The 20,132-nt window shown below is 61.4% G+C and carries 20 protein-coding genes; 9 read left to right on the top strand and 11 right to left on the bottom strand.

Features of this window, described 5'->3' with window-relative positions:
• Positions 1 to 81: 81 nt before the first annotated feature.
• Positions 82 to 438, bottom strand: a complete 357-nt coding sequence (locus tag K9B32_RS05160) for a DUF4406 domain-containing protein (protein WP_224560835.1) — start codon at positions 436 to 438, stop codon at positions 82 to 84.
• A gap of 120 nt (positions 439 to 558) precedes the next feature.
• On the opposite strand from K9B32_RS05160, the gene K9B32_RS05155 reads away from it, so the two are divergent.
• On the top strand, positions 559 to 1,314 hold the full coding sequence (locus K9B32_RS05155) for a DeoR/GlpR family DNA-binding transcription regulator (RefSeq protein ID WP_224560834.1): 756 nt from the start codon (positions 559 to 561) through the stop codon (positions 1,312 to 1,314).
• Here the strand turns inward: K9B32_RS05155 and K9B32_RS05150 are convergent.
• The 3 genes from K9B32_RS05150 to K9B32_RS05140 all read right to left on the bottom strand — a co-directional run bounded on the left by K9B32_RS05150 (position 1,289) and on the right by K9B32_RS05140 (position 3,903).
• Positions 1,289 to 2,038 carry a hypothetical protein gene (locus K9B32_RS05150; protein ID WP_224560833.1) on the bottom strand — a complete coding sequence of 250 codons (750 nt, stop codon included), beginning with the start codon at positions 2,036 to 2,038 and terminating at the stop codon, positions 1,289 to 1,291. The two genes, K9B32_RS05155 and K9B32_RS05150, sit on opposite strands and share 26 nt — an antisense overlap.
• A 139-nt stretch (positions 2,039 to 2,177) precedes the next feature.
• Complete coding sequence (locus K9B32_RS05145) at positions 2,178 to 3,185, bottom strand: asparaginase (protein ID WP_224560832.1); 1,008 nt, start codon at positions 3,183 to 3,185, stop codon at positions 2,178 to 2,180.
• A 97-nt stretch (positions 3,186 to 3,282) separates the two neighbouring features.
• A complete protein-coding gene (locus K9B32_RS05140; protein ID WP_224560831.1) occupies positions 3,283 to 3,903 on the bottom strand; it encodes a helix-turn-helix transcriptional regulator in 621 nt (206 codons plus the stop codon).
• A 107-nt stretch (positions 3,904 to 4,010) separates the two neighbouring features.
• Here K9B32_RS05140 and K9B32_RS05135 point away from each other — a divergent pair, with 107 nt between their 5' ends.
• Together K9B32_RS05135 and K9B32_RS05130 are read left to right on the top strand one after the other, a co-directional pair.
• Complete coding sequence (locus K9B32_RS05135; RefSeq protein ID WP_224560830.1) at positions 4,011 to 5,444, top strand: MFS transporter; 1,434 nt, start codon at positions 4,011 to 4,013, stop codon at positions 5,442 to 5,444.
• 206 nt (positions 5,445 to 5,650) lie between these two features.
• The gene (locus K9B32_RS05130; protein WP_224560829.1) at positions 5,651 to 6,865 is read left to right on the top strand and encodes an MFS transporter; all 1,215 of its coding nucleotides are present in this window, start codon (positions 5,651 to 5,653) and stop codon (positions 6,863 to 6,865) included.
• Here K9B32_RS05130 and K9B32_RS05125 read toward each other — a convergent pair.
• The 4 genes from K9B32_RS05125 to K9B32_RS05110 form a co-directional block, all read right to left on the bottom strand.
• Positions 6,862 to 7,857: an NAD(P)H-quinone oxidoreductase gene (locus tag K9B32_RS05125; RefSeq protein WP_224560828.1), complete on the bottom strand. Its 996-nt coding sequence runs from the start codon at positions 7,855 to 7,857 to the stop codon at positions 6,862 to 6,864. The genes K9B32_RS05130 and K9B32_RS05125 overlap by 4 nt on opposite strands.
• Before the next feature lie 78 nt (positions 7,858 to 7,935).
• Positions 7,936 to 9,741 carry a GGDEF domain-containing protein gene (locus K9B32_RS05120; protein ID WP_224560827.1) on the bottom strand — a complete coding sequence of 602 codons (1,806 nt, stop codon included), beginning with the start codon at positions 9,739 to 9,741 and terminating at the stop codon, positions 7,936 to 7,938.
• A 147-nt stretch (positions 9,742 to 9,888) separates the two neighbouring features.
• Complete coding sequence (locus K9B32_RS05115) at positions 9,889 to 10,131, bottom strand: type II toxin-antitoxin system ParD family antitoxin (protein WP_007791620.1); 243 nt, start codon at positions 10,129 to 10,131, stop codon at positions 9,889 to 9,891.
• Between the two features lie 185 nt (positions 10,132 to 10,316).
• Positions 10,317 to 10,865, bottom strand: a complete 549-nt coding sequence (locus tag K9B32_RS05110) for an HdeD family acid-resistance protein (RefSeq protein WP_224560826.1) — start codon at positions 10,863 to 10,865, stop codon at positions 10,317 to 10,319.
• Between the two features lie 140 nt (positions 10,866 to 11,005).
• Here K9B32_RS05110 and betI point away from each other — a divergent pair, with 140 nt between their 5' ends.
• The 3 genes from betI (at position 11,006) to betA (ending at position 14,895) form a co-directional block, all read left to right on the top strand.
• Positions 11,006 to 11,605 carry a transcriptional regulator BetI gene (gene betI / locus K9B32_RS05105; RefSeq protein WP_224560825.1) on the top strand — a complete coding sequence of 200 codons (600 nt, stop codon included), beginning with the start codon at positions 11,006 to 11,008 and terminating at the stop codon, positions 11,603 to 11,605.
• On the top strand, positions 11,602 to 13,071 hold the full coding sequence (gene betB / locus K9B32_RS05100) for a betaine-aldehyde dehydrogenase (protein WP_224560824.1): 1,470 nt from the start codon (positions 11,602 to 11,604) through the stop codon (positions 13,069 to 13,071). Before betI ends, betB begins: the two co-directional genes overlap by 4 nt.
• A 171-nt stretch (positions 13,072 to 13,242) precedes the next feature.
• Positions 13,243 to 14,895, top strand: a complete 1,653-nt coding sequence (gene betA / locus K9B32_RS05095; RefSeq protein WP_224560823.1) for a choline dehydrogenase — start codon at positions 13,243 to 13,245, stop codon at positions 14,893 to 14,895.
• Positions 14,896 to 14,910: 15 nt separating this feature from the next.
• On the opposite strand, the gene K9B32_RS05090 is transcribed toward betA, so the two are convergent.
• The 3 genes from K9B32_RS05090 to K9B32_RS05080 form a co-directional block, all read right to left on the bottom strand.
• Positions 14,911 to 15,387 (bottom strand): DUF6644 family protein, encoded by a 477-nt coding sequence (locus tag K9B32_RS05090; protein ID WP_224560822.1) that lies wholly within the window; start codon positions 15,385 to 15,387, stop codon positions 14,911 to 14,913.
• A 3-nt stretch (positions 15,388 to 15,390) separates the two neighbouring features.
• Positions 15,391 to 15,777, bottom strand: a complete 387-nt coding sequence (locus K9B32_RS05085) for a DUF6152 family protein (protein WP_224560821.1) — start codon at positions 15,775 to 15,777, stop codon at positions 15,391 to 15,393.
• A 142-nt stretch (positions 15,778 to 15,919) separates the two neighbouring features.
• The gene (locus tag K9B32_RS05080) at positions 15,920 to 16,366 is read right to left on the bottom strand and encodes an RrF2 family transcriptional regulator (RefSeq protein WP_007791634.1); all 447 of its coding nucleotides are present in this window, start codon (positions 16,364 to 16,366) and stop codon (positions 15,920 to 15,922) included.
• A 412-nt stretch (positions 16,367 to 16,778) separates the two neighbouring features.
• Between K9B32_RS05080 and K9B32_RS05075 the strand changes: the two genes are divergently transcribed.
• The 3 genes from K9B32_RS05075 (at position 16,779) to cysN (ending at position 20,079) form a co-directional block, all read left to right on the top strand.
• Complete coding sequence (locus K9B32_RS05075; protein ID WP_224560820.1) at positions 16,779 to 17,525, top strand: phosphoadenylyl-sulfate reductase; 747 nt, start codon at positions 16,779 to 16,781, stop codon at positions 17,523 to 17,525.
• Between the two features lie 111 nt (positions 17,526 to 17,636).
• Positions 17,637 to 18,590 (top strand): sulfate adenylyltransferase subunit CysD, encoded by a 954-nt coding sequence (gene cysD, locus K9B32_RS05070; protein ID WP_132588507.1) that lies wholly within the window; start codon positions 17,637 to 17,639, stop codon positions 18,588 to 18,590.
• A 1-nt stretch (position 18,591) separates the two neighbouring features.
• Positions 18,592 to 20,079, top strand: a complete 1,488-nt coding sequence (gene cysN, locus K9B32_RS05065) for a sulfate adenylyltransferase subunit CysN (RefSeq protein WP_224560819.1) — start codon at positions 18,592 to 18,594, stop codon at positions 20,077 to 20,079.
• Positions 20,080 to 20,132 lie beyond the last annotated feature (53 nt).

The raw sequence follows: 20,132 nt of genomic DNA, 5'->3' as shown, positions 1-20,132 counted from the left end.
TTCGATGCTGACTTTATAGCGCGACGATCCGCAAACGCACAGATCGAGGCCGGCAAGCCGGCCTCTCAAAATAAAGCTGCTTCAGGCACAGCCCGGAACATCCTCGACCCGATACCAGACGGGAATGCCGCGTTCACGCGCGATCCGCACGTCGTTGTCGGCGCCTTTCGATTCCCCCTCGAGCCGAAGCACGCCGTCGCAAAGCTGCAGCAGACGGCCGGCAACCGGGTGGAATATCTCTTCGTAGAGATCATCGCCAACAGCCTTTCCGCCGGCGGCGTTCCACACCGGCAGAGCCACCCACTCCCCAATCATCGGCACGTGGCCCGCCTTGAACAGCCGATGCGAGGGCTGCTCCAGCCTCTCCAAATTCGCTCCCATTTTTGCGGGATCGTCCCCCGTTCCGGACCTGTAGGGCCCGGCAATCAAAATCAACATGATCAAACTCCGTTTCTCCCGGCTTCATGCACGAGACGTCAAATAACTGCACGAAATTTCTTGATTGTCGAATAATTTCGTGCATTATCGTGATACTTCATGCAAGCATCGGATCAAATCATGCTCACGAGCCAGCGCAAATCGTTGATCCTCGACATACTTCGGCGAGATGGCCAGGTGATCGCCAAGCAAATCGCCAAGGACCTCTCGCTGTCGGAGGACACGATCCGTCGTGACCTTCGAGAGATGGCGGCAGAAGGATTGCTGAAGCGGGTCCACGGTGGGGCAATGCCTGTTGCACCCGAGTTGCCCGACTTCTCGACGCGAAAAGGCGTTTCGTCTGAGACCAAGGCGCGACTCGGGAAGAAAGCTGCCTCACTTGCGCGGCCGGGCCAGCTGATTTTTCTGGATGGCGGCACGACAACGGCGGAGATCGCTCGGCAACTGCCGCGCGACTTTGCGTTCGCAGTCGCGACACACAGCCCAACGATTGCCGCGGAGCTGGAACATCACCCGACGGCCAGCGTGATCCTCATCGGCGGCAAGCTCTACAAGCACTCGATGGTCGCGGTCGGATCCGTTGCCATGGCTGCGATTTCGCAGCTTCGGCCGGACATATTCTTTCTCGGAGTGACGGCTGCCCACCCCGTGCATGGCCTGTCGACGGGCGATTTCGAGGAGGCGGCCATCAAGCGCCACATTGCGTCCTGCGCCGCCGAGACCTATGTGCCGCTGACGGAAGAGAAGTTCGACCACGTCTCGCCCTGCCAAGTCCTGCCGATCTCAGGCGTATCGGGACTGATCGTCGCCGCAGGCGTTGCCGCGGCTGCCATCGAGCCCTATCGCAACCTCACTGCCGAGATCCTCGAAGCATGAACGGCTGCACGAAGCGCGCCTTTAGTTCGCGGGGGTTCTGCGATAGCAGGCTCACGGCGAGACCGGCGACAAAGATTGCCAGGACAATATACGCGAAGGTGTCGCGGGCCATCCCGAGGGTCAGGACATCGTGCAATCCGGGCTGCAACGCAGCGATCGACGTCGAAAGCCGCAGCTCCCCGAGCAGACGACCCGGAATGGTCGCAAAGGCCGGCGCCTCTGACAGCGCCAACAGCGCGCCATAGAGAGCAGTGACCGAAATGGCCGCTCGCAGAGCCCGCCACACACCAAGTGGCCGTGCGCCACTCTCTTCAAATGACCAGCCGATATAAGCGCAGAAAGCCACAAAGAACAAGAACGCCACCGGCAGCCCCTCAAGCACGGTCTCCGGCTTCAACTGGCCGGTCCAACCATTGGCGAGCAGCAATGGAAACGGCGCCGATGCGACGAACCAGATTGCGACAATAGCGCCCCAGACACAGCTCATCGAAAGATAATGGATGCGGGCAATGGTAACGACGAGGATGATGCCGCCCGCGAGGTAGACGCCCGACGGTTTCATGGAACCGGTCATGGTGACGATGATCGGTCCGCAGGAGCCGGCGATCCGGGCGCAACCCGACGAAACGACCGTCAGCCAGGTCACGTAATCGAAACACATGGTGAAGAAGAGAAAGATCGCTATGGCGATCAACATCCACCAAAGATAACGGCCCGCAAACATATCCTGCCCTCATGGCGTTCGATGTAGTGGGCAAAGGGTAACTCAGCCTTCGAAAACCGCATCCGTTCTCGTGGGCTGTAGTTTCACATACATTAGCAATTTCTGCTGCTGCGGCGCGACTGTTTCGTTCCGGAACGGCTTATGCGGTCAACGCAGCCGTCGCGCGAATGTCGCCGACATGAATACCGTTCCAATTGTGCATCTGGACGGTCGCCATGGTGGCCAAGCTCGCGCGAATCGGGTCGTCCTTTCCGAAGAAGCGGCTGAGCGCGGCGGCAACCATCGCCTCGGAGGCACGCGAATGGCCGTCGTCGCATTTGACGGCGATCGCAATTCCCTGCTCGGGAATGGCCGCGCAGAAGACACCTTCGGCACCGGTTTTTGCGAAGATGCGGTGGGGTGCCACCTCCATCAGCTCCGTGCAAGCGCGGCCGGTTCCGGCCACATAGAAGGGCTCGGCCATGCAGGCATCGAAGAGCCGCCGGGAAGCCCTGGCGCGAAGGGGCTCGAGTCCGTTGCCGGTCGCCATCTTGGCAAAACCATGCGCCAAGCCGCGCAAGGGAACCGCATAGGTCGGGATGGAGCAGCCGTCCGTGCCGCAATTGTCATGACCGAGCACCGCGCCCGTCAGGCTTTCCATGACGCCGCGGATTTCGGCCTGCAGCGGATGGTCGTAGCCGACATATCCCTGCGGGTCGATGCCCTGATGGCAGCAGGCGCAGACGAAGCCGGCATGCTTGCCCGAACAGTTGTTGTGCAATGCCGTCGGCTTGTCCATCGTGCGCGCCTGATGGATCAGCACCTTCTGGCTCGAGGACCAATGCGCGCCGCATTCAAGCGCTTCGACCCCGCGTCCGGCGCGCGCCAGCATGGCGGCAGCGAGCGCCACATGCTCGTCTTCGCCATTGTGCGAGGAGCAGGCGAGCGCCAATTCCTTGTCGCCGAAGCCATAGGCATCCACCGCGCCGCTTTCCATCAGCGGTAGCGCCTGCATCGCCTTGCAGGCCGAGCGCGGAAAGGTTACTGCATCGACGTCGCCGATCGAGAACACGACCTTTCCATCACCATCGACGGCGACGACCGCGCCGCGATGCCGGCTTTCGACGAGTGAGCCTCTGGTGACTTCGACGGTGACGGGATTGGTCATGGCATGGTCCTGATCGTGTACGCAGATGCGTCACGCATAGCGAGTCGCGAGGATAAAGCAATTGCCTTTCACCGTCCCCGTCTTGCGCCGACGCAGGTCAAAGCGGGGTGATGCGATAGGCGCAGCGGCGGGCGCCAAGCAAAATATGCTCCTCGCGCTCGACTTTGGCACCGAGAACGGCTCGAAAGGTCTCCAGCTCCGAGCGGCAGAAGCCCGCACAGGCGGTTGCCGCAGCACAGATCGGGCAATGGTTCTCGACGAGCAGCAGCGAGCCGTCGGACTCCTGCCAGCTGTCGGCCATGTATCCTTCGCTGGTGCGTACGGCCGCTAGCTGCTGCACACGGGATTGAATGTCCGCCGCGTCCACTTCTTGGCGATAGCGCATAAGGGTGTCTGCTTCCCGGGCGGAAATGACCGCATCCAACGCCGATGCCCCCAGCTGTGCGACCAGCGTGCTCAGGATCGTGGCGGTGAGTTCCGCGTGACCATCGGGAAAGGATTGGTTGCCCGCAGGCGTGAGGCTCCACAGCTGCCGCGGTCTTCCCCTGCCTGTCGTGGCGTCGCTCACGGCTTCGACAAGGCCCTCCTCCGCCATCTTCGTTAATTGCTGACGGACAGCTTCCGAGGAAATGCCGAGCCTTGCCGCAAGTGCGGCGGCAAGCTGGGGTCCTTCGGTCTTGATCAGCAGCAGGATTCGATTGACCGGGGATTGTCTCATTTATTTTTCCAAGTTAACTCTTGCTTTAATAGCATGGCCGTGTATTTTTTCCAAATAATAACTTGCAAAAATACTGCATACCCCGGGAAGCACACAAGGCATTAGATATGACCGGCATTGAAGAGATTTCCGCAGACAAACCCTCCGTCTTTCACCTGTTTTCCCCACCGCTCCTGCCCGCGACGCTCATGCTCGGCGGCGGTGTCACCCTTTATGCCGTTGAAACTTACATCACTGCGACCATTGCACCATCGATCGTGCGCGACATCGGTGGGCTCGAACTGCTGTCATGGATGACGACCCTGTTCGTGGCCGCGGCGGTGCTCGGATCGATCTTCGTCGCGATGCGCCCACGGGGCATCGGGCTGCGCAGCGTCTACGTCGCAGGTGCGCTCATGTTCGGCGCCGGCAGCCTGATCTGCGCGCTCGCCCCGGCGATGCCGTTGGTCCTGGCCGGACGTACTGTACAGGGGTTCGGCGCCGGCATTCTTGCCGGGCTTGCCTATGCCTTCATTCGCTTCGCCTACCCCGAACCGCTGTGGCAGAAGGCATCAACGCTCTATGCAGCCATTTGGGGTGTCTCGACATTGCTCGGCCCCAGCATTGGCGGCGTCTTCTCCGAAGGCAGCGCGTGGCGCCGCGCCTTCATGCTGCTGGTTCCGCTCTGTGTGTTGATGGCGGCACTTGCGCCCTGGCTGCTGCCGCGCGCCGAAGACGATCGCGCCCATAGCAAGACGCCAATCCTGCAAATTGCCTTGCTGCTTGCCGCCGTTCTGCTGGTCAGCATCGCCGGAACGATCGACGAAACAAGCTCCAAAGCGTTGCTGATTGCCGCATCGATCGTCACGATCGTTTCGATGCTGACCGTCGAGCGACACGGCCGAAACCGCCTCCTGCCGACCGGAGCCGTCACGCTCGCAAAGTCGGTGGCGCGCGTCTACTTGACGATGTTCGTGCTGCTGCTGGTGCTGACAAGCGACATCTATATTCCTTATTTCCTGCAGGGGCTGCATGGCGTAACACCTCTGGTGTCAGGCTATCTGACCGCCCTTGTGGCGCTCGGCTGGACCATTGCGGCCTTCTTCAGCGGAACGCTGTCTGGACGCCGTGCCAGCACCGCAATCGTCGTCGGCTGCGTGGTCGAAATGGTTGCGGTTGCGTCGCTAACGGTCTTCCTCGCAACGGACAATCAGTCCGGCGACCTAGCTATTCTTGGCCCCGCCGTCGTTGGTATGTTCTTGATGGGCTTCGGCGTCGGCCTTGGTTGGGCTCATCTGGTAACCAAGATCCTTGGTTTGGTCGACAACTCCGAACAGGACAAGGCCTCGGCCGCGATCTCGACGGTACAGTCGCTCGGCAGCGCCTTCGGCGCCGCCGTTGCCGGCGTGATTGTCAACAGCACCGGGCTGGTGGATCCCGGTGGCGTTGCGGGCGGCGTTTCGGCCGCACACTGGCTCTACGTGCTGATGGCGCTTCCCGGCCTGATTGCCGTCACGATATCCTTGACCCTCTCGTCGCCCACCGAACGGCAGGCCCGGTGAGCGACGTGCGAGCGGTCGCAGACGCAGCATGATCTTGCCGATGTGACCGCTCGTTTCCATCCCGGCGATCGGGCGGGTGGCCTTTGGCGACCGGCAGCGATCACGGCATGAGGCCATCCATCACGTGATTTGACCGCTGCCATCACAAACTCTGGTTTTTCGAAAGCACACTACTGGTTTATATCGGGGGTATCGGGAACCATGCCATGCCATCCGCCTTTTCTTCCATTCTCCGCGATCACCAAATCCGCGTCCCAACGCTGACGCTGGTTGCGCTCGCCTTCACCTATGCCTCGACGATGCCCTATCAATCGATCATCGGCATCAATGAACTCGGCCTGTCGGACCGGGCCTATTCCGGGCTGATCTTCCTTGCCGCACTCGTCAATGTCGCCACCAGCCTGACGCTCGGCATCTGGTCCGACAGGCTCAGCGATCGGCGCCCGCTGGTGCTGGCGCTATCGGTGAGCGGTATGCTCGGCTTCGGAATGATCTACGGATTCCGCACCGCCGGCGTCTTCATCTTCGGCATGCTGGTGCTGATCCCCATCAGCAATTCCACCTATTCGATCCTGTTTGCCAGCATCCGTGCGACGACGAACACAATGGATCGCGGAAGAGCTGCGGCGATCACGTCCACGGTTCGCGCGCTGTTCTCGGGCTCCTGGGCGCTGGCACCAGGCCTGATCGGCCTGTATCTGATCAACTCGCAATCGATGACACCGGCCTATGGCATTGCGGGTCTCGCAAGCCTGACCTGCTTCTGCCTCTACCTGTTTTTCGCCAAACCTGCGCCTGTCGGCAACGCCTCCCCTTCGCAGCAGATCGGCTTCTTCCCTTCGCTCGTTAGAGTCTTTTCGCCCTTTGTGCTGGTAAGGGTCGGCGTCATGGCGCTGCTGCTCGGGCTGCAGCGGCTAAACAGCGTGGTGTCGCCGTTGATCATCACCCATGCCGCCGGCGGTACCGTGGTCGATGTCGGTTTCATGGCCGGCCTCACCGCCTTCCTGGAAATGCCGTTCATGCTGATGTGGGGCGCCCTGCAACGCCGCTTCCGCAGCGTGCACGTGCTTGCCGTGGGAGCGCTGATCTATTGTCTGTATCTGGTATTGCTGAGCTTTGCCTCGGCGCCCTGGCAGATCTATGCCCTGGTGCTGATCAACGCCTGCGGCGCTGCAGCCATCCTCAGCGTGCCAATCACCTACCTACAGGATCTGATTGCCGATCGCCCGGGACTCGGCAGTTCGCTGGTCTCGGTCAACACGTTCATCGCCAACGGCATCAGTGCATCGATCTTCGCGGCCGGCACTGCCTTTACGGGCTATTCAGGCACAGCACTGTTTGCCGCCATCGTCGGCCTCGCTTCGGTCGGCCTTCTGCTGTACCTTGAAAGAGCCCCCCGACCGGTCCGGCAGCCGGCCTAGAGCCGCAGCATGATCTTGCCGATGTGACCGCTCGTTTCCATCAGTCGATGCGCCTCGGCAACGTCTTCGAAAGAGATGACGGTATCGATAACCGGAGCGAGCTTGCCTTCATCGAGAAGCGGCCAGACCTGGGAAAGGAGATCGTCGCGGATCGCGCGCTTTTCCTCGGAAGTGCGCGGGCGCAGCGTAGAGCCGGTGATCGTTAGCCGTTTGACCATGATGGGTGCCAGATTGACCTTCTCCGCAACGGCGCCGCCGAGAAAGGCGATGATCGAAAGGCAGCCGTCCTTCGCGAGCGACGCCACGTTCCGTTCGAAATAGGCGGCACCGATCATATCCAGGATGATATCGACACCGTGGCCGGTCTCTGCCTTGATGGCCTCTGCAAAGTCCTCTGTCTTGTAGTTGATTGCCCGCTTTGCGCCTAGCTTGACGCAGGCGTCGCATTTTTCCTGCGAACCGGCCGTCGCGTAGACCTCGGCGCCAAAGGCCCGCGCAAGCTGGATGGCGGTCGTTCCGATGCCGCTTGAGCCGCCATGCACGAGAACCTTTTCGCCTTCGGTCAGTCCGGCCATCTGGAACATGTTTGCCCAGACCGTGAAGTAATTCTCCGGCAGCGCCGCAGCTTTAACGGCATCGTAGCCCTTCGGGAAGCCCAGAGCCTGGCCGGCGGGCAGCAGGCAATATTCGGCATAAGCACCGCCGTTGGTCAGACCGCACACCTTGTCGCCCAGGGCAAAATCGCGGACGCCCGGGCCGACGGCAACGATCTCGCCTGCCATCTCAAGCCCGAGAACAGGGCTTGCATCCTTCGGCGGCGGATAAATGCCCTGGCGCTGTGCGACGTCGGGCCGGTTGACGCCGATTGCCTCGGTGCGAACAAGGAGCTGGCCCTCCCCTGCTATCGGCAAGGGTCCGGTGGCGATCCGCATCACCTCGGGCGCGCCGAAGCTCGGCAGGTCGATGAAGCGCATCTGCTTGGGCAAGGACATGATCCGGTCTCCTCGTTCCGAAAGCATGTCAGATAGTTCAGCTCTTCGGACTTGAGAAGGCGGGAAGCGCGGGTGGCGTCAATTCGTCTCGCCCAAGAGATGGAAAACGAGCCCTTCTTCGCTTTCCTTCGCCTCGGCCTTGATATGGGCGATCGCGGCACTAACGCGGTTGACATCGTCGATGACGAGACCTTCCGGCAGCTCCAATACGCCGATCGAGCAACGCATCAGCGGAAACAGCGCCTCGACGCCGGCGCGGTCATGGCCCCGAATGCGGCCGGCGGCACGATCCGTATCGGAATAGAGGTCGAGCACATCATCGTGGAAATCGCTGATCAGACGATCGAGAATTTCGGTCAGTTCTTCCTTGGTCCAACCCCGGACGCCGATGAAGAAATCGTCGCCGCCGACATGACCGAGGAAGTGGCGCTCAGCAAAGAAATAGCGGCGCATCAGGGCGGCAAAGAGCGAAATCGCGTGGTCGCCAAGGTGGAAACCATAGGCATCGTTGAACGGCTTGAAGTTGTCGAAATCGCAGTAGCAGAAGTGACGTTTCTCGTCGCCGTCGAGGCTCGATTCGCGCATGAAGTCGCGGATCGCCCTGTTGCCTGGCAGCCCGGTCAGCGGGTTCTGGTCCTGGGCGGTCTTCAGCTTCTTCTCGTTCATCACCTTGATGAGCGAGGCCGCCGATACGACGCCCGCATAGCGCATATTGTCGGTCAGCAGCAGGCAGTTTGTGCCTTCCATGTTGGCGAAGATCGCCATCAGCTGTTCGGTATCGGAATCAAGACCGACGATCGGTGCCATTTCGACGAAATGTGAGATAGTTCGCTCGTAGACCTTGTTCTTCAGAAGATCGCGGCCAAAGGGCTGGTAGATGTATTCCTTCAGGTGCCGCTCGTGCAGGATGCCGCGCGGCTCGCCGTTCGCGTTCAGCACCGGGAAGAAGGCCTGGTGTGGATTGCGGCGGAAGAGTTCGAAGACGCTGTCGATCGTGTCGTTTTCAAAAACCGTTGGCAGCATCTCGATCTGCTTGCGGATCAGGATCTCATCGAGTGATTGCGGGCTGCGCTTGCCCTTGCCGAGGTCCAGCAGGTGCGGAAACGATGGCTGCAGCTCGGTGATATGGGTCGTCGGACGGGATATGAACCAGCCCTGGACGAGATCGACGCCGAATTCGCGGCAGGCGACGAACTCTGCCTCGGTCTCGATCCCCTCGGCAATGACGCGGGTGCCGAGCACGTGTGCGATATGGACGATGTTCTTCAGGAGATGGCGCTTGCGCGGGCTGCTGTCGATGTCGGCGATGAAATGCCGGTCGATCTTCAGATAGTCGACCGGGTGGTCGCATAGCAGCTTCATCTCGCCGTGGCCGACGCCGAAATCATCGATCGCCAGCTTGAAGCCGGCCTTGCGCAGCAGCGATACGAGGGCCGCGAACTCCGGCACGCTGGTGTTGTCGAAGCGCTCGGAGAATTCGAAACAGATCGAGGACGGTGGGATATTGGCAAGCTTCAGGTGTTGCAGCAGGCCTTCCACCAGCCGCTCGCCGTGTGGGATCAGACGGACATCGAGATTGAGGAACAGCGTCGAGCTCGAGAAATGCGGGAGCGTGGCGAACTTCGCAAGCGCGCGGCTTGCCACCATCTGCTCCAGCTGCAGCAGCTGGTGGTTCTTGTGCGCCTCGTCCAGAATTTCGACCGGAGAGCTGAAGCCGATGCGCTCCTGGCCGCGCATCAGCGATTCATAGCCGAATGCCACACCTGTCCCTGCCTCGACGATGGGCTGAAACGCATTTTCGATAACGAGTTTCGCAAGGGGTACGATCTGATCACTTGCGTAGCGACGAACAAGCGCCGGATCGACGGTGGCAGCCAAAGACATGCCAATCTCCACTGTGTCTTATTGTTTTTCGCAGGGAGACTGACGGAGAAGGATCAACGAACCCTTTCCCGAATGTGAAACTTTTGTGAAGACCGGCGAACTCGACCGCCCGGGCAAGCGAACTTTGCTCCCCGATCAACGGTTTGGTCAGGCGGTGCGCCGATGCTCGGCCTCGTGATCTGCGAACATGTCGGCGACGCATTTGCCACTGCGCGAGGTGCAATCCTGATCGAACATGACCTCGTGATATCCGCCAAGTTTGCGGGCGGCGTCCCACATGCGCAGGGCTTCGCGCACGACCTCGCTGCTCGACGCATAACTCCCGTTGTCAACGGCGGCCCGGATGTCGGCTGCCTGCAACGGTGAAATGGATACGGTGACCATCGGCATGAGATTCCTCCCTTTACCTCGTGGGGCACGTCTGCCCCGGTCGGGGGACGGTCAATCCGTCCACGGCATTACCGACGCGCGCCGCCGCCTCGGCTGCCTCTTGGTAGGTAAATTTTAGCCCTCCCTCACAAACTTGTCAAAAAAGAAACAGTCCGTGAAGTCAGGCTGTGAATTGCGGGCATAACTCAGCGACGGATCGCAAGACCGAAAGCAAACATGGACCAGCCCTGGATGAAAAGATCGCAGGCGAGGAAAAGACCAAGGATCCACAGGCTGTTGACCGGCCAACCGAGGTAGATGACGACGCCGGCGAGTGCAGTGATGATGCCGCTAGCAAGCACCCAGCCCCAGCCCTTGACCGGGCGCATGCGCCAGCCGACCCAGATGCGGAACACGCCGGCAATCAGCAAAGCGATCGCAAGAAACAGCGTCAGCGCCGCCGATGCCAGAAGGGGATTCTCGAAGGCGAAGACGCCGGCCAGCACGTAGAGCACGCCGCTCAACGCCCAAAACAGCACCTGGTCCCAGCTTCTCACCTGAAATGCGTGAACCAAGTAGACGATGCCGCCGATCAGCATCAGTATTCCGACATAGTAGACGGACACAACGGTCGCGAGCGCGACGTTTGCCAGTGCGATAAGGCCGCAGACGATCAGCAGCAAGCCAAGTGCGGCGAACCAACCCCATTTCGATTGTAGAGATGAAAGGCTCAGTCGATCAGACGTATCTGCCATGGCACACCTCCTGATTGGTAAAAGAATATGCCGCAAAAACACGGAATTGGAAGAGGTTAGGTTTTCAGGTTTGCATCAGATTTTTATTGATTGATCAATCAATCAAAATTATACATACTGCCACTTCATGGAGTGATGCGATGCCCAAAGTCGGAATGGAGCCGGTTCGCCGCAAGGCGCTCGTCGATGCCGCGCTGCGCGTGATCGGCGATCAAGGCTCGCTGACCGTCACCATGTCCGAAATTGCCCGGCAGGCCGGTGTGTCGCCGGCGCTCGCGCATCATTACTTCGGCAGCAAGGAGCAGCTGCTGATCGAGACTATCCGCTCTCTCCTAAAGCAGCTGCGCGACGACGCAGTGACAGCGCTGAAGGCGGCCGATGCACCGCGCGAGAGGCTTTCCGCCGTCATCCGGGTCAGCTTCCAGGCCGACCAGTTTGCTCCGGCGACGATCGCCGCCTGGCTTGCCTTCTATGCCGAGGCGCAGCGCTCCGAGGAGACGCGGCGCTTCCTCGTCATTTATGCCCGCCGCCTGCGGTCGAACCTGCTCGCCAACCTGAAAGCACTCTGCCCCGGAGATGCCGCAGAACGCATCGCCGAAGGCGCGGCTGCGATGATCGACGGGCTCTACATCCGCCAAAGTCTGAGGTCTGCGCCTGTCAGTATCGAGGCATCGATCGCGCTTACCGAAGACTACATCCATTCACAGCTTGCCGCCCTTGCGAAAGGACAGATCCAGTGACCCTCAAAGCCCAGCCGAAAGCCTCCCATTTCATCGATGGCGAGTATGTCGAGGATGAAGCCGGCAGCGTCATCGAAAGCATCTATCCGGCGACCGGCGAGGTCATCGCGCGGTTGCACGCGGCCACACCCGCCATCGTCGAAAAGGCGATCGCGGCTGCCAAGCGGGCCCAGCCGGAATGGGCAGCGATGAGCCCGACGGCGCGCGGCCGCATCCTGAAACGCGCCGCCGACATCATGCGCGAGCGCAATCGCGAGCTCTCCGAGCTCGAGACGCTCGATACCGGCAAGCCGATCCAGGAAACCATCATCGCCGACCCGACATCGGGCGCCGACAGCTTCGAGTTCTTCGGTGGCATCGCGGCTGCCGGCCTCAATGGCTCCTACATCCCGCTCGGCGGCGATTTCGCCTACACCAAGCGCGTGCCGCTTGGCGTCTGTGTCGGCATCGGCGCCTGGAACTATCCGCAGCAGATCGCCTGCTGGAAGGGCGCACCGGCGCTCGCCGCCGGCAATGCGATGGTCTTCAAGCCATCGGAAACCACGCCGCTCGGCGCGCTTGCCATCGCAGAGATCCTGTATGAGGCCGGCCTGCCGAAAGGTCTCTACAATGTCATCCAGGGCGACCGCGAAACCGGCCCGCTGCTGATCAACCATCCTGATGTCGCGAAGGTGTCGCTGACGGGCTCGGTGCCGACCGGCCGCAAGGTCGCAGCCGCCGCTGCCGGCAGCCTCAAGCACGTCACCATGGAACTCGGCGGCAAATCGCCGCTTGTCGTCTTCGACGATGCCGATATCGACAGCGCCGTCGGCGGTGCGATGCTCGGCAATTTCTATTCGACCGGCCAGGTCTGCTCGAACGGCACCCGCGTCTTCGTGCAGCGGAAGATCAAGGCGGAATTCCTGAAGCGGCTGAAAGCCCGCACCGAGGCCATCTTGATCGGTGACCCGATGGATGAGGCCACGCAGCTCGGGCCGATGGTATCCTGGGCACAGCGCGACAAGGTTCTTTCCTACATCGAGAAGGGCAAGGCGGAGGGCGCGACGCTCGTCACAGGTGGTGGCATCCCGAACAATGTTTCCGGCGAAGGCTACTACGTGCAGCCGACGGTCTTTGCCGACGTCACCGACGATATGACGATCGCCCGTGAAGAGATCTTTGGGCCTGTCATGTGCGTTCTCGATTTCGACGACGAGGCAGAGGTGATCGCGCGCGGCAACGCCACCGAATTCGGGCTTTCCGCTGGCGTCTTCACGGCCGATCTGACACGCGCCCATCGCGTCGTCGACCAGCTCGAGGCCGGCACATTGTGGATCAACACCTACAACCTTTGCCCTGTCGAAATCCCGTTCGGCGGCTCCAAGCAATCCGGTTTCGGGCGGGAAAATTCGCTGGCAGCACTAGAGCACTATTCGGAGCTGAAGACCGTCTATGTCGGCATGGGGCCGGTGCAGGCGCCTTATTGAGGCGGCGCGGCCCCCGCGTCGCCCTTCGAGGGTCGCTTCGCTCCCGCCTCAGGGTGCGGGCAGGAGAATCGGAAGCACTCGCGGACGTCTATCCGCCTCGTGGTGAGGAGGTCCGAAGGGCCGTCTCGAACCACGAGGGGCGCGGCACGTTAAAACACTAGAGGAAGTAGCATGCAGCAGGCAGATTTCGTCATCATCGGCTCCGGCTCGGCGGGCTCGGCGCTTGCCTACCGGCTTTCGAAAGACGGCAAGAACACCGTCATCGTCATCGAGGCGGGCGGCTCCGATTTCGGGCCGTTCATCCAGATGCCTGCAGCCCTTGCTTGGCCGATGAGCATGAAGCGCTACAACTGGGGCTACCTCTCCGAGCCCGAGCCGAACCTCAACAACCGGCGCATCACCGCGCCGCGCGGCAAGGTGATCGGCGGCTCCTCCTCGATCAACGGCATGGTCTATGTGCGCGGCCACGCCGAGGACTATAACCGCTGGGAGGAGCTCGGCGCGCAGGGCTGGGCCTATGCCGACGTGCTGCCCTACTTCAAGCGGATGGAACACAGCCACGGCGGCGAGGATGGCTGGCGCGGCACGGATGGCCCGCTGCATGTCCAGCGCGGCGTCTTCCGCAACCCGCTGTTCCACGCCTTCATCGAAGCCGGCAAGCAGGCGGGTTTCGAGGCGACGGAGGATTACAACGGCTCGAAGCAGGAGGGCTTCGGGCTGATGGAACAGACGATCTTTGGCGGCCGCCGCTGGTCGGCGGCCAACGCCTATCTGAAACCGGCACTGAAGCGCCCGAATGTGGAGGTCGTCTACGGCCACGCCCACAAGGTGGTGATCGAGAACGGCAGGGCGACCGGTGTAGAGATCGAGCGCGGCGGCAAGATCGAGGTCGTCAAAGCCAGCCGGGAGGTCATCGTTTCGGCCTCGTCCTTCAATTCGCCGAAGCTGCTTATGTTGTCGGGTATCGGGCCCGGCGCGCATCTGCAAGACATGGGCATCGAGGTGAAGGCGAACCGGCCAGGCGTCGGCGCCAACTTGCAGGACCATATGGAATTCTACTTCCAGCAGGTCAGCACCAAGCCCGTCTCTCTCTATTCCTGGCTTCCCTGGTTCTGGCAGGGCGTTGCCGGCGCGCAGTGGATGTTCACCAGATCAGGGCTCGGCACCTCGAACCAGTTCGAGGCCTGCGCCTTCCTGCGCTCAGCACCAGGTGTCAAGCAGCCTGATATCCAGTATCACTTCCTGCCGGTGGCGATCAGCTATGACGGCAAGGCGGCGGCCAAGAGCCACGGCTTCCAGGTACATGTCGGCTACAATCTCTCGAAGTCGCGCGGTAACGTCACGCTGCAGTCCTCGGACCCAAAGGTCGATCCCGTCATCCGCTTCAATTATATGAGCCATCCCGAGGACTGGGAGAAGTTCCGCCACTGCGTGCGGCTCACCCGTGAAATCTTCGGCCAGAGGGCTTTCGACCAGTATCGCGGACCGGAGATCCAGCCGGGCGAGAACGTGCAGACCGACGAGCAGATTGACGCCTTCCTGCGCGAGCACCTGGAAAGCGCCTACCACCCCTGCGGCACCTGCAAGATGGGCGCAAAAACCGACCCGATGACGGTTGTCGACCCCGAGACGCGTGTCATCGGCGTCGACGGGCTGCGCGTCGCAGACTCATCGATCTTCCCGCACGTCACCTATGGCAACCTCAATGGCCCATCGATCATGACCGGCGAGAAGGCGGCCGACCATATTCTCGGCAAGCAGCCACTGCCACGCTCCAACCAGGAGCCGTGGGTCAACCCGCGCTGGGCCGTCAGCGATCGGTAGGTTTGCCGACCGCCATCAGATGAAGCCGATCCAGCGGCCGGCAAGGATCGCGGATATCCACACGGCTGCAGAGACGCCGGCCTGAAGCCGCAAGCCGACTGTTGGCGCTGTGCCCGAAACGGCCCGCTGCCAGGCTGCCTGGGTATGGACCAGCGCAGCGTTCGCAATGCCGAGAACGAGCAGCCCCAGTTTCGCCAGAAAGGCCGGATTTCCGGCGTATTCGATTGGCTTCACGCTGAAAAGGGCAAAGCCGGTGATGACCGCTCCCGCAAGTCCGATGGCCGCAGCTCGCGATAAAAACGGGCCGATTGCCGCCAGCGGCACCGATCCGAAGAGGCCCACAAGCCGGAGATCAAGCGGCAGGATCGCCCCGATCAGCAGCCCGATCGAGAGGATATGGGCGGCATTGACCGCCATATAGACGAGCGCCGAGCGCCGCAAGCCGGATGACAGCGGAGTTGCGGCGAGCCATTCCAGGAGCTCGATCGCCATCACTCAGTTCGTCTGGATCCGTTCCGGATAGATGTCATAGCGCTTGTCGGCGACCGTGATCCGTACGGCCTTCATCCGTTTTTCGTCAGCCTTTAGCGAACGGTTCCCGAGAACGACAACCGGATCCCCCTTCTTCGCGGACCCTTCGACAAAGCCCGCGCGCTCCGTCTGCCGGGGATTGCCGAGTTCGACGAGCCAGACGCCGTCGGCGGCGGTCGCAACGTCGAGCGTCGGGTGCGGACCGCCCATCGTTACCTTTTCGATGGTGCCCCGCAATTCTGTCTGTTCGCCCTCGGCCCATGACCAGCCGTGGTGCGCGGCAGCTCCTGTCGCCAAAGTGACTGCAAGGATTGTGCCGATTGCCATTCGTTTCGAGCCCATGACGTGCATGTTCGTTTCTCCCTACCACTGGACAGGAGCGAATTGGCGCACAGGCGGGCCATTGAAAGCTATCTCACCGAATCTTGAAGCGGTGCGGTCGAGCGCTATCCCAAAGGCGTGGGTGGCCCAACGTGGTCGCGGAGATTGCGTCCTAGGCCAGCAGGCGGGTGACTTGCGCGACCTTTGCCGGCGCGACGGCATCGGCAATCGTCGTGGAGAACAGCACCTTGCGGGTCGCATCCGCCACCTTGGCGAAGACGTGGCGGATCTCGCAGTTCTGCTCGCCGTCGCAATCATCGCATTTGCGATAGGCAGTGATGGAGAGGCAGGGAAGAGGCGCGATCGGGCCGTCGATGATGCGCAGCACCTCGCCGAAAGTGATCATATCGGCCGGCTTGAGCAAGAGATAGCCGCCCTGCTTGCCACGACGGCTGGCGACAATGCCCTGATGCTTCAGATCGAGCAGGATCTGTTCGAGGAACTTCTTCGGTATCTTCTGCTGCGCTGCGATGTCCGAGATCATCACAGGTTCGCCGCGATCGGCTTCAGCCAATACCGTCAGCGCCCTCAGCGCATATTTTGCCTTCTGCGTAATCATTTTCGACCGTCGACACACACATGGCAGGCGGAATCATCGACCCACCGCAAGTTCGATCCTGCCTCTATGGCATGCGCAGCATGAACGGAATTTGAACAAGCCTGCGAAACCATTGAGAGACAAGGTTTTTGGCCTTGTTTTTTCACCCTCGGCCAATGCTTTAAATCTACTGCAAAATGCCCCCTGATGTCATCAATTCACATTTCCGATTGACAGGCAACGTGTTACTCTACTAAATCAATAGACAATTGGACTGACCGTCGGCAAATCATCGCCGGTGCGGCTGCTTTTCCGTATTGCAGCGGCCGGGGAGAGATATTTGCTCCTATCGCGCCCGCTTTCGAAATGCCTTTTTCTGTCCGATCCAAGCCCGACCTGCGATACTCCGGCCAACATCAAGGACAGGATCCCCATGACTGTTGCTGCCAATCCCAACGCTGAAGCGGAAACGCTGAACGCGAAACTTGCAAGCCTTGACCTTGCCGGGCGTCTGTCGCTTGTCGCCGGCCTCGGCGGCCGCGTCGTCTTCACGACCTCTCTCGGCATCGAGGACCAGGTGATCACCGCCGAGATCGGCAGCCATCGTCTGCCGATTGATGTGGTTACGCTGCAGACCGGGCGGCTGTTTCCGGAAACGCTCGCCCTGATCGACGAGACCGAGAAGCAATACGACATCCACATCAGCCGTTACGAGCCGGAACAGGCCGATATCGACGCCTATGCCGCGAAATACGGCCTCAACGGATTCTACGAAAGCGTCGAAGCCAGGCATGCCTGTTGTGGCGTGCGCAAGCTGAAGCCGCTTGCGCGCGCACTTAATGGGGCAACCATCTGGATCACCGGTCTGCGCCGCGGCCAATCGGCCAACCGTGCCGAGACACCGTTTGCCGAGTACGACGCAGAGCGTCATCTCTTGAAGGTGAACCCGCTCGCGGACTGGGACCTTCACGTCATCAGGACCTACGTTGCCGATAACGGCGTGCCGGTCAATCCATTGCATGCCCGCGGCTATCCCTCGATCGGCTGTGAGCCCTGCACCCGCGCGATCAAGCCCGGCGAGCCGGAACGCGCCGGCCGCTGGTGGTGGGAACAGGACGAGAAGCGTGAATGCGGTCTGCACGTGGCCGAAGAGGCCACGGCGATCGCCGCACAACAGTAACCCGTCAACTTCGGGATCGGAGCGCGGCTGCCGCCTGCGCTCCTCGAAGTCTGACATGCAACTCATTCCGGAGGCCTCTCTTCCGAGAATGATCGAAGTCTGGAGTTAGAAATGCCCGATAGCCGTCCGGATACGGAAATCAACAATCCCCGGAGCACGAAGCCGCCGCTCGACCCACATTTGAAGGCGCTCGAAAACGAGGCGATCCACATTTTCCGTGAGGTCGCCGCCGAATTCGAGAAGCCGGTCATGCTTTACTCGATCGGCAAGGATTCATCGGTCCTGCTGCATCTGGCCCGCAAGGCGTTCTATCCCGGTCGCGTCCCCTTTCCGCTGCTGCACGTCAACACCGGCTGGAAATTCCGCGAGATGATCGCCTTTCGCGACGAGACGGCCAAGAAGTACGACCTCGACCTGATCGAGCACATCAATCCGCGCGGTGCGTCTGAGAACGTGACGCCGTTCACGCATGGCTCGGCAGCCTTCACCGACATCATGAAGACCGAAGGGCTGCGCCAGGCTCTCGATGCCGGCCAGTTCGATGCCGCCTTTGGCGGCGCGCGCCGCGACGAGGAAGCCAGCCGCGCCAAGGAGCGCATCTATTCGTTCCGTACGCCAGATCATCGCTGGGATCCGCGCAACCAGCGCCCGGAACTCTGGAACATCTACAATGGCCAGATCCGCAAGGGCGAAAGTGTTCGCGTCTTCCCGCTGTCGAACTGGACCGAGGTCGATATCTGGCGCTACATCCAGGCCGAGGACATTCCGCTGGTACCGCTCTACTATGCCAAGAAGCGCCCCTATGTTGAGCGCGACGGCATGATGATCCTGGCAGAAGATCCACGGCTGGAACTGCTTCCCGGCGAAGTGCGCCAAGAAGGCATGATCCGTTTCCGCACCCTTGGCGATTTTCCGCTGACGGGCGCCATCCCATCGAAAGCGACCACGCTCGAAGACGTGATCGCCGAACTCGAAATCGCCACGGTTTCCGAACGACAGGGCCGTGCCATCGACCGCGACCAGTCCGGCTCCATGGAAAAGAAGAAGCGTGAAGGATATTTCTGAGATGACCGCAGCCGTAACCGCCGCACACGCCCTTGCCGTGCCCGCCGCAGAACCTGCAACGGCGACGCGCGATTCGCGACCGTTGCGCCTCATCACCTGCGGCAGCGTCGATGATGGCAAGTCCACCCTGATCGGCCGCCTGCTCTGGGATACCAAGGCTGTCAAGGAAGACCAGGCCGCCACGCTCCAGCGCGATTCGACGGGCAAGCAGAACGATCTTGGCCTACCTGACTTCGCGCTGCTGCTCGACGGCCTGCAGGCCGAGCGCGAACAGGGCATCACCATCGATGTCGCCTATCGCTACTTCTCGACCGACAAGCGCTCCTTCATCGTTGCCGACACGCCCGGCCACGAGCAGTACACCCGCAACATGGCGACCGGCGCTTCCACCGCCGACCTCGCCATCCTGCTGGTCGACGCCCGCGCCGGCATTCTGGAACAGACCCGCCGCCATGCAACGATCGCCTCGCTGCTCGGCATCAAGCAATTCGTGCTTGCGGTCAACAAGATCGACCTGACGAACTACGACCGTTCCGGCTTCGAGAAGATCACCCATGAATTCCGCGAATTCGCGCTGTCGCTCGGCGTCAAGCAGATCACCGCGATCCCGATGTCGGCCCTGAAGGGCGAGAACGTCGTCTATTCCGGTGAAGCGTCGATGCCTTGGTATGCCGGCCCGACGCTGGTGGAAACGCTCGAGCTTGCCACCGTGCGCTCCTCGCAAGCCACAGGCTTCCGCTTCTCAGTGCAGCGTGTGTCGCGCCCGGGCGAAAGCTTTCGCGGCTACCAGGGCACGGTTGCCGGCGGTTCCGTCAAGCCGGGCGATAGCGTCATGATCCTGCCGTCGGGCATGGTGGCCAACGTCTCCAAGATCGTCACCTTCGACCTCGTGCGCAATGCTGCGGTTGCGGGCGACGCGATCACGCTGGTTCTCGACCGGCAGGTGGACGTCGCACGCGGCGACATGATCGTCTCGATCGACAGCCAGCCGCAGGTTGGCCTTTCCTTCGACGCACAGATTGTGGCGCTGCAGCCGGAAGGCATCGAAGCCGGCAAGCGCTACTGGCTGAAGAGCGGCAGCCGCCGCCAGCGTGTGCAGGTGCAGCCGGTGGCGCAGCTCGAATTGAAGACCGGTGCCTGGGCGCCCGTCGATACGCTCTACATGAATGCCATCGGCAAGGTGCGCCTCGCCTTCGACGAACAGGCGATCTTCGACCCGTATGAGCAGAACCGTGCATCCGGCTCGTTCATCCTGATCGACCCCGACACCAACAACACGGTGGCCGGCGGCATGGTGGGCGGAAAGCGCAGTGAACTCGGCGGTATTCACGGTGGCGACGCCCGCGTGATCCTGTCGCTGCCGGCCGACCTCGCCGACCAGATCATGGCCAGCGAACTCTTCGCCAACCGCCGCCACGAGGCGGAGGTGCGGCGCATGACGGCGGCTCAGGCCGCCGACCTCTGGTCGAATGCGGCAAGCGACATTTAAGCAAACGAAAATGGGGCCAAATCGGCCCCGTTTCTCATTCTGGTTTGTCTCTC

Origin of the sequence: Rhizobium sp. 3T7 (genome assembly GCF_020166565.1) — a bacterium.
Taxonomy (GTDB): Bacteria; Pseudomonadota; Alphaproteobacteria; order Rhizobiales; family Rhizobiaceae; genus Rhizobium.
Note: the sequence above shows the minus strand (reverse complement) of the source record. Positions and strands in the feature narration are given on the sequence as shown.

Excerpts from the sequence above, each read along its gene's own strand:
- cysN (WP_224560819.1), top strand. The coding sequence starts at position 18,592 with ATGACCGCAGCCGTAACCGCCGCACACGCCCTTGCCGTGCCCGCCGCA.
- K9B32_RS05075 (WP_224560820.1), top strand. The coding sequence starts at position 16,779 with ATGACTGTTGCTGCCAATCCCAACGCTGAAGCGGAAACGCTGAACGCG.
- K9B32_RS05150 (WP_224560833.1), bottom strand. The coding sequence starts at position 2,038 with ATGTTTGCGGGCCGTTATCTTTGGTGGATGTTGATCGCCATAGCGATC.
- K9B32_RS05135 (WP_224560830.1), top strand. The coding sequence starts at position 4,011 with ATGACCGGCATTGAAGAGATTTCCGCAGACAAACCCTCCGTCTTTCAC.
- betA (WP_224560823.1), top strand. The coding sequence starts at position 13,243 with ATGCAGCAGGCAGATTTCGTCATCATCGGCTCCGGCTCGGCGGGCTCG.
- K9B32_RS05125 (WP_224560828.1), bottom strand. The coding sequence starts at position 7,857 with ATGTCCTTGCCCAAGCAGATGCGCTTCATCGACCTGCCGAGCTTCGGC.
- K9B32_RS05085 (WP_224560821.1), bottom strand. The coding sequence starts at position 15,777 with ATGCACGTCATGGGCTCGAAACGAATGGCAATCGGCACAATCCTTGCA.
- betI (WP_224560825.1), top strand. The coding sequence starts at position 11,006 with ATGCCCAAAGTCGGAATGGAGCCGGTTCGCCGCAAGGCGCTCGTCGAT.
- K9B32_RS05140 (WP_224560831.1), bottom strand. The coding sequence starts at position 3,903 with ATGAGACAATCCCCGGTCAATCGAATCCTGCTGCTGATCAAGACCGAA.
- K9B32_RS05090 (WP_224560822.1), bottom strand. The coding sequence starts at position 15,387 with ATGGCGATCGAGCTCCTGGAATGGCTCGCCGCAACTCCGCTGTCATCC.
- K9B32_RS05115 (WP_007791620.1), bottom strand. The coding sequence starts at position 10,131 with ATGCCGATGGTCACCGTATCCATTTCACCGTTGCAGGCAGCCGACATC.
- K9B32_RS05120 (WP_224560827.1), bottom strand. The coding sequence starts at position 9,741 with ATGTCTTTGGCTGCCACCGTCGATCCGGCGCTTGTTCGTCGCTACGCA.
- K9B32_RS05155 (WP_224560834.1), top strand. The coding sequence starts at position 559 with ATGCTCACGAGCCAGCGCAAATCGTTGATCCTCGACATACTTCGGCGA.
- cysD (WP_132588507.1), top strand. The coding sequence starts at position 17,637 with ATGCCCGATAGCCGTCCGGATACGGAAATCAACAATCCCCGGAGCACG.
- K9B32_RS05080 (WP_007791634.1), bottom strand. The coding sequence starts at position 16,366 with ATGATTACGCAGAAGGCAAAATATGCGCTGAGGGCGCTGACGGTATTG.
- K9B32_RS05110 (WP_224560826.1), bottom strand. The coding sequence starts at position 10,865 with ATGGCAGATACGTCTGATCGACTGAGCCTTTCATCTCTACAATCGAAA.
- K9B32_RS05145 (WP_224560832.1), bottom strand. The coding sequence starts at position 3,185 with ATGACCAATCCCGTCACCGTCGAAGTCACCAGAGGCTCACTCGTCGAA.
- K9B32_RS05130 (WP_224560829.1), top strand. The coding sequence starts at position 5,651 with ATGCCATCCGCCTTTTCTTCCATTCTCCGCGATCACCAAATCCGCGTC.
- K9B32_RS05160 (WP_224560835.1), bottom strand. The coding sequence starts at position 438 with ATGTTGATTTTGATTGCCGGGCCCTACAGGTCCGGAACGGGGGACGAT.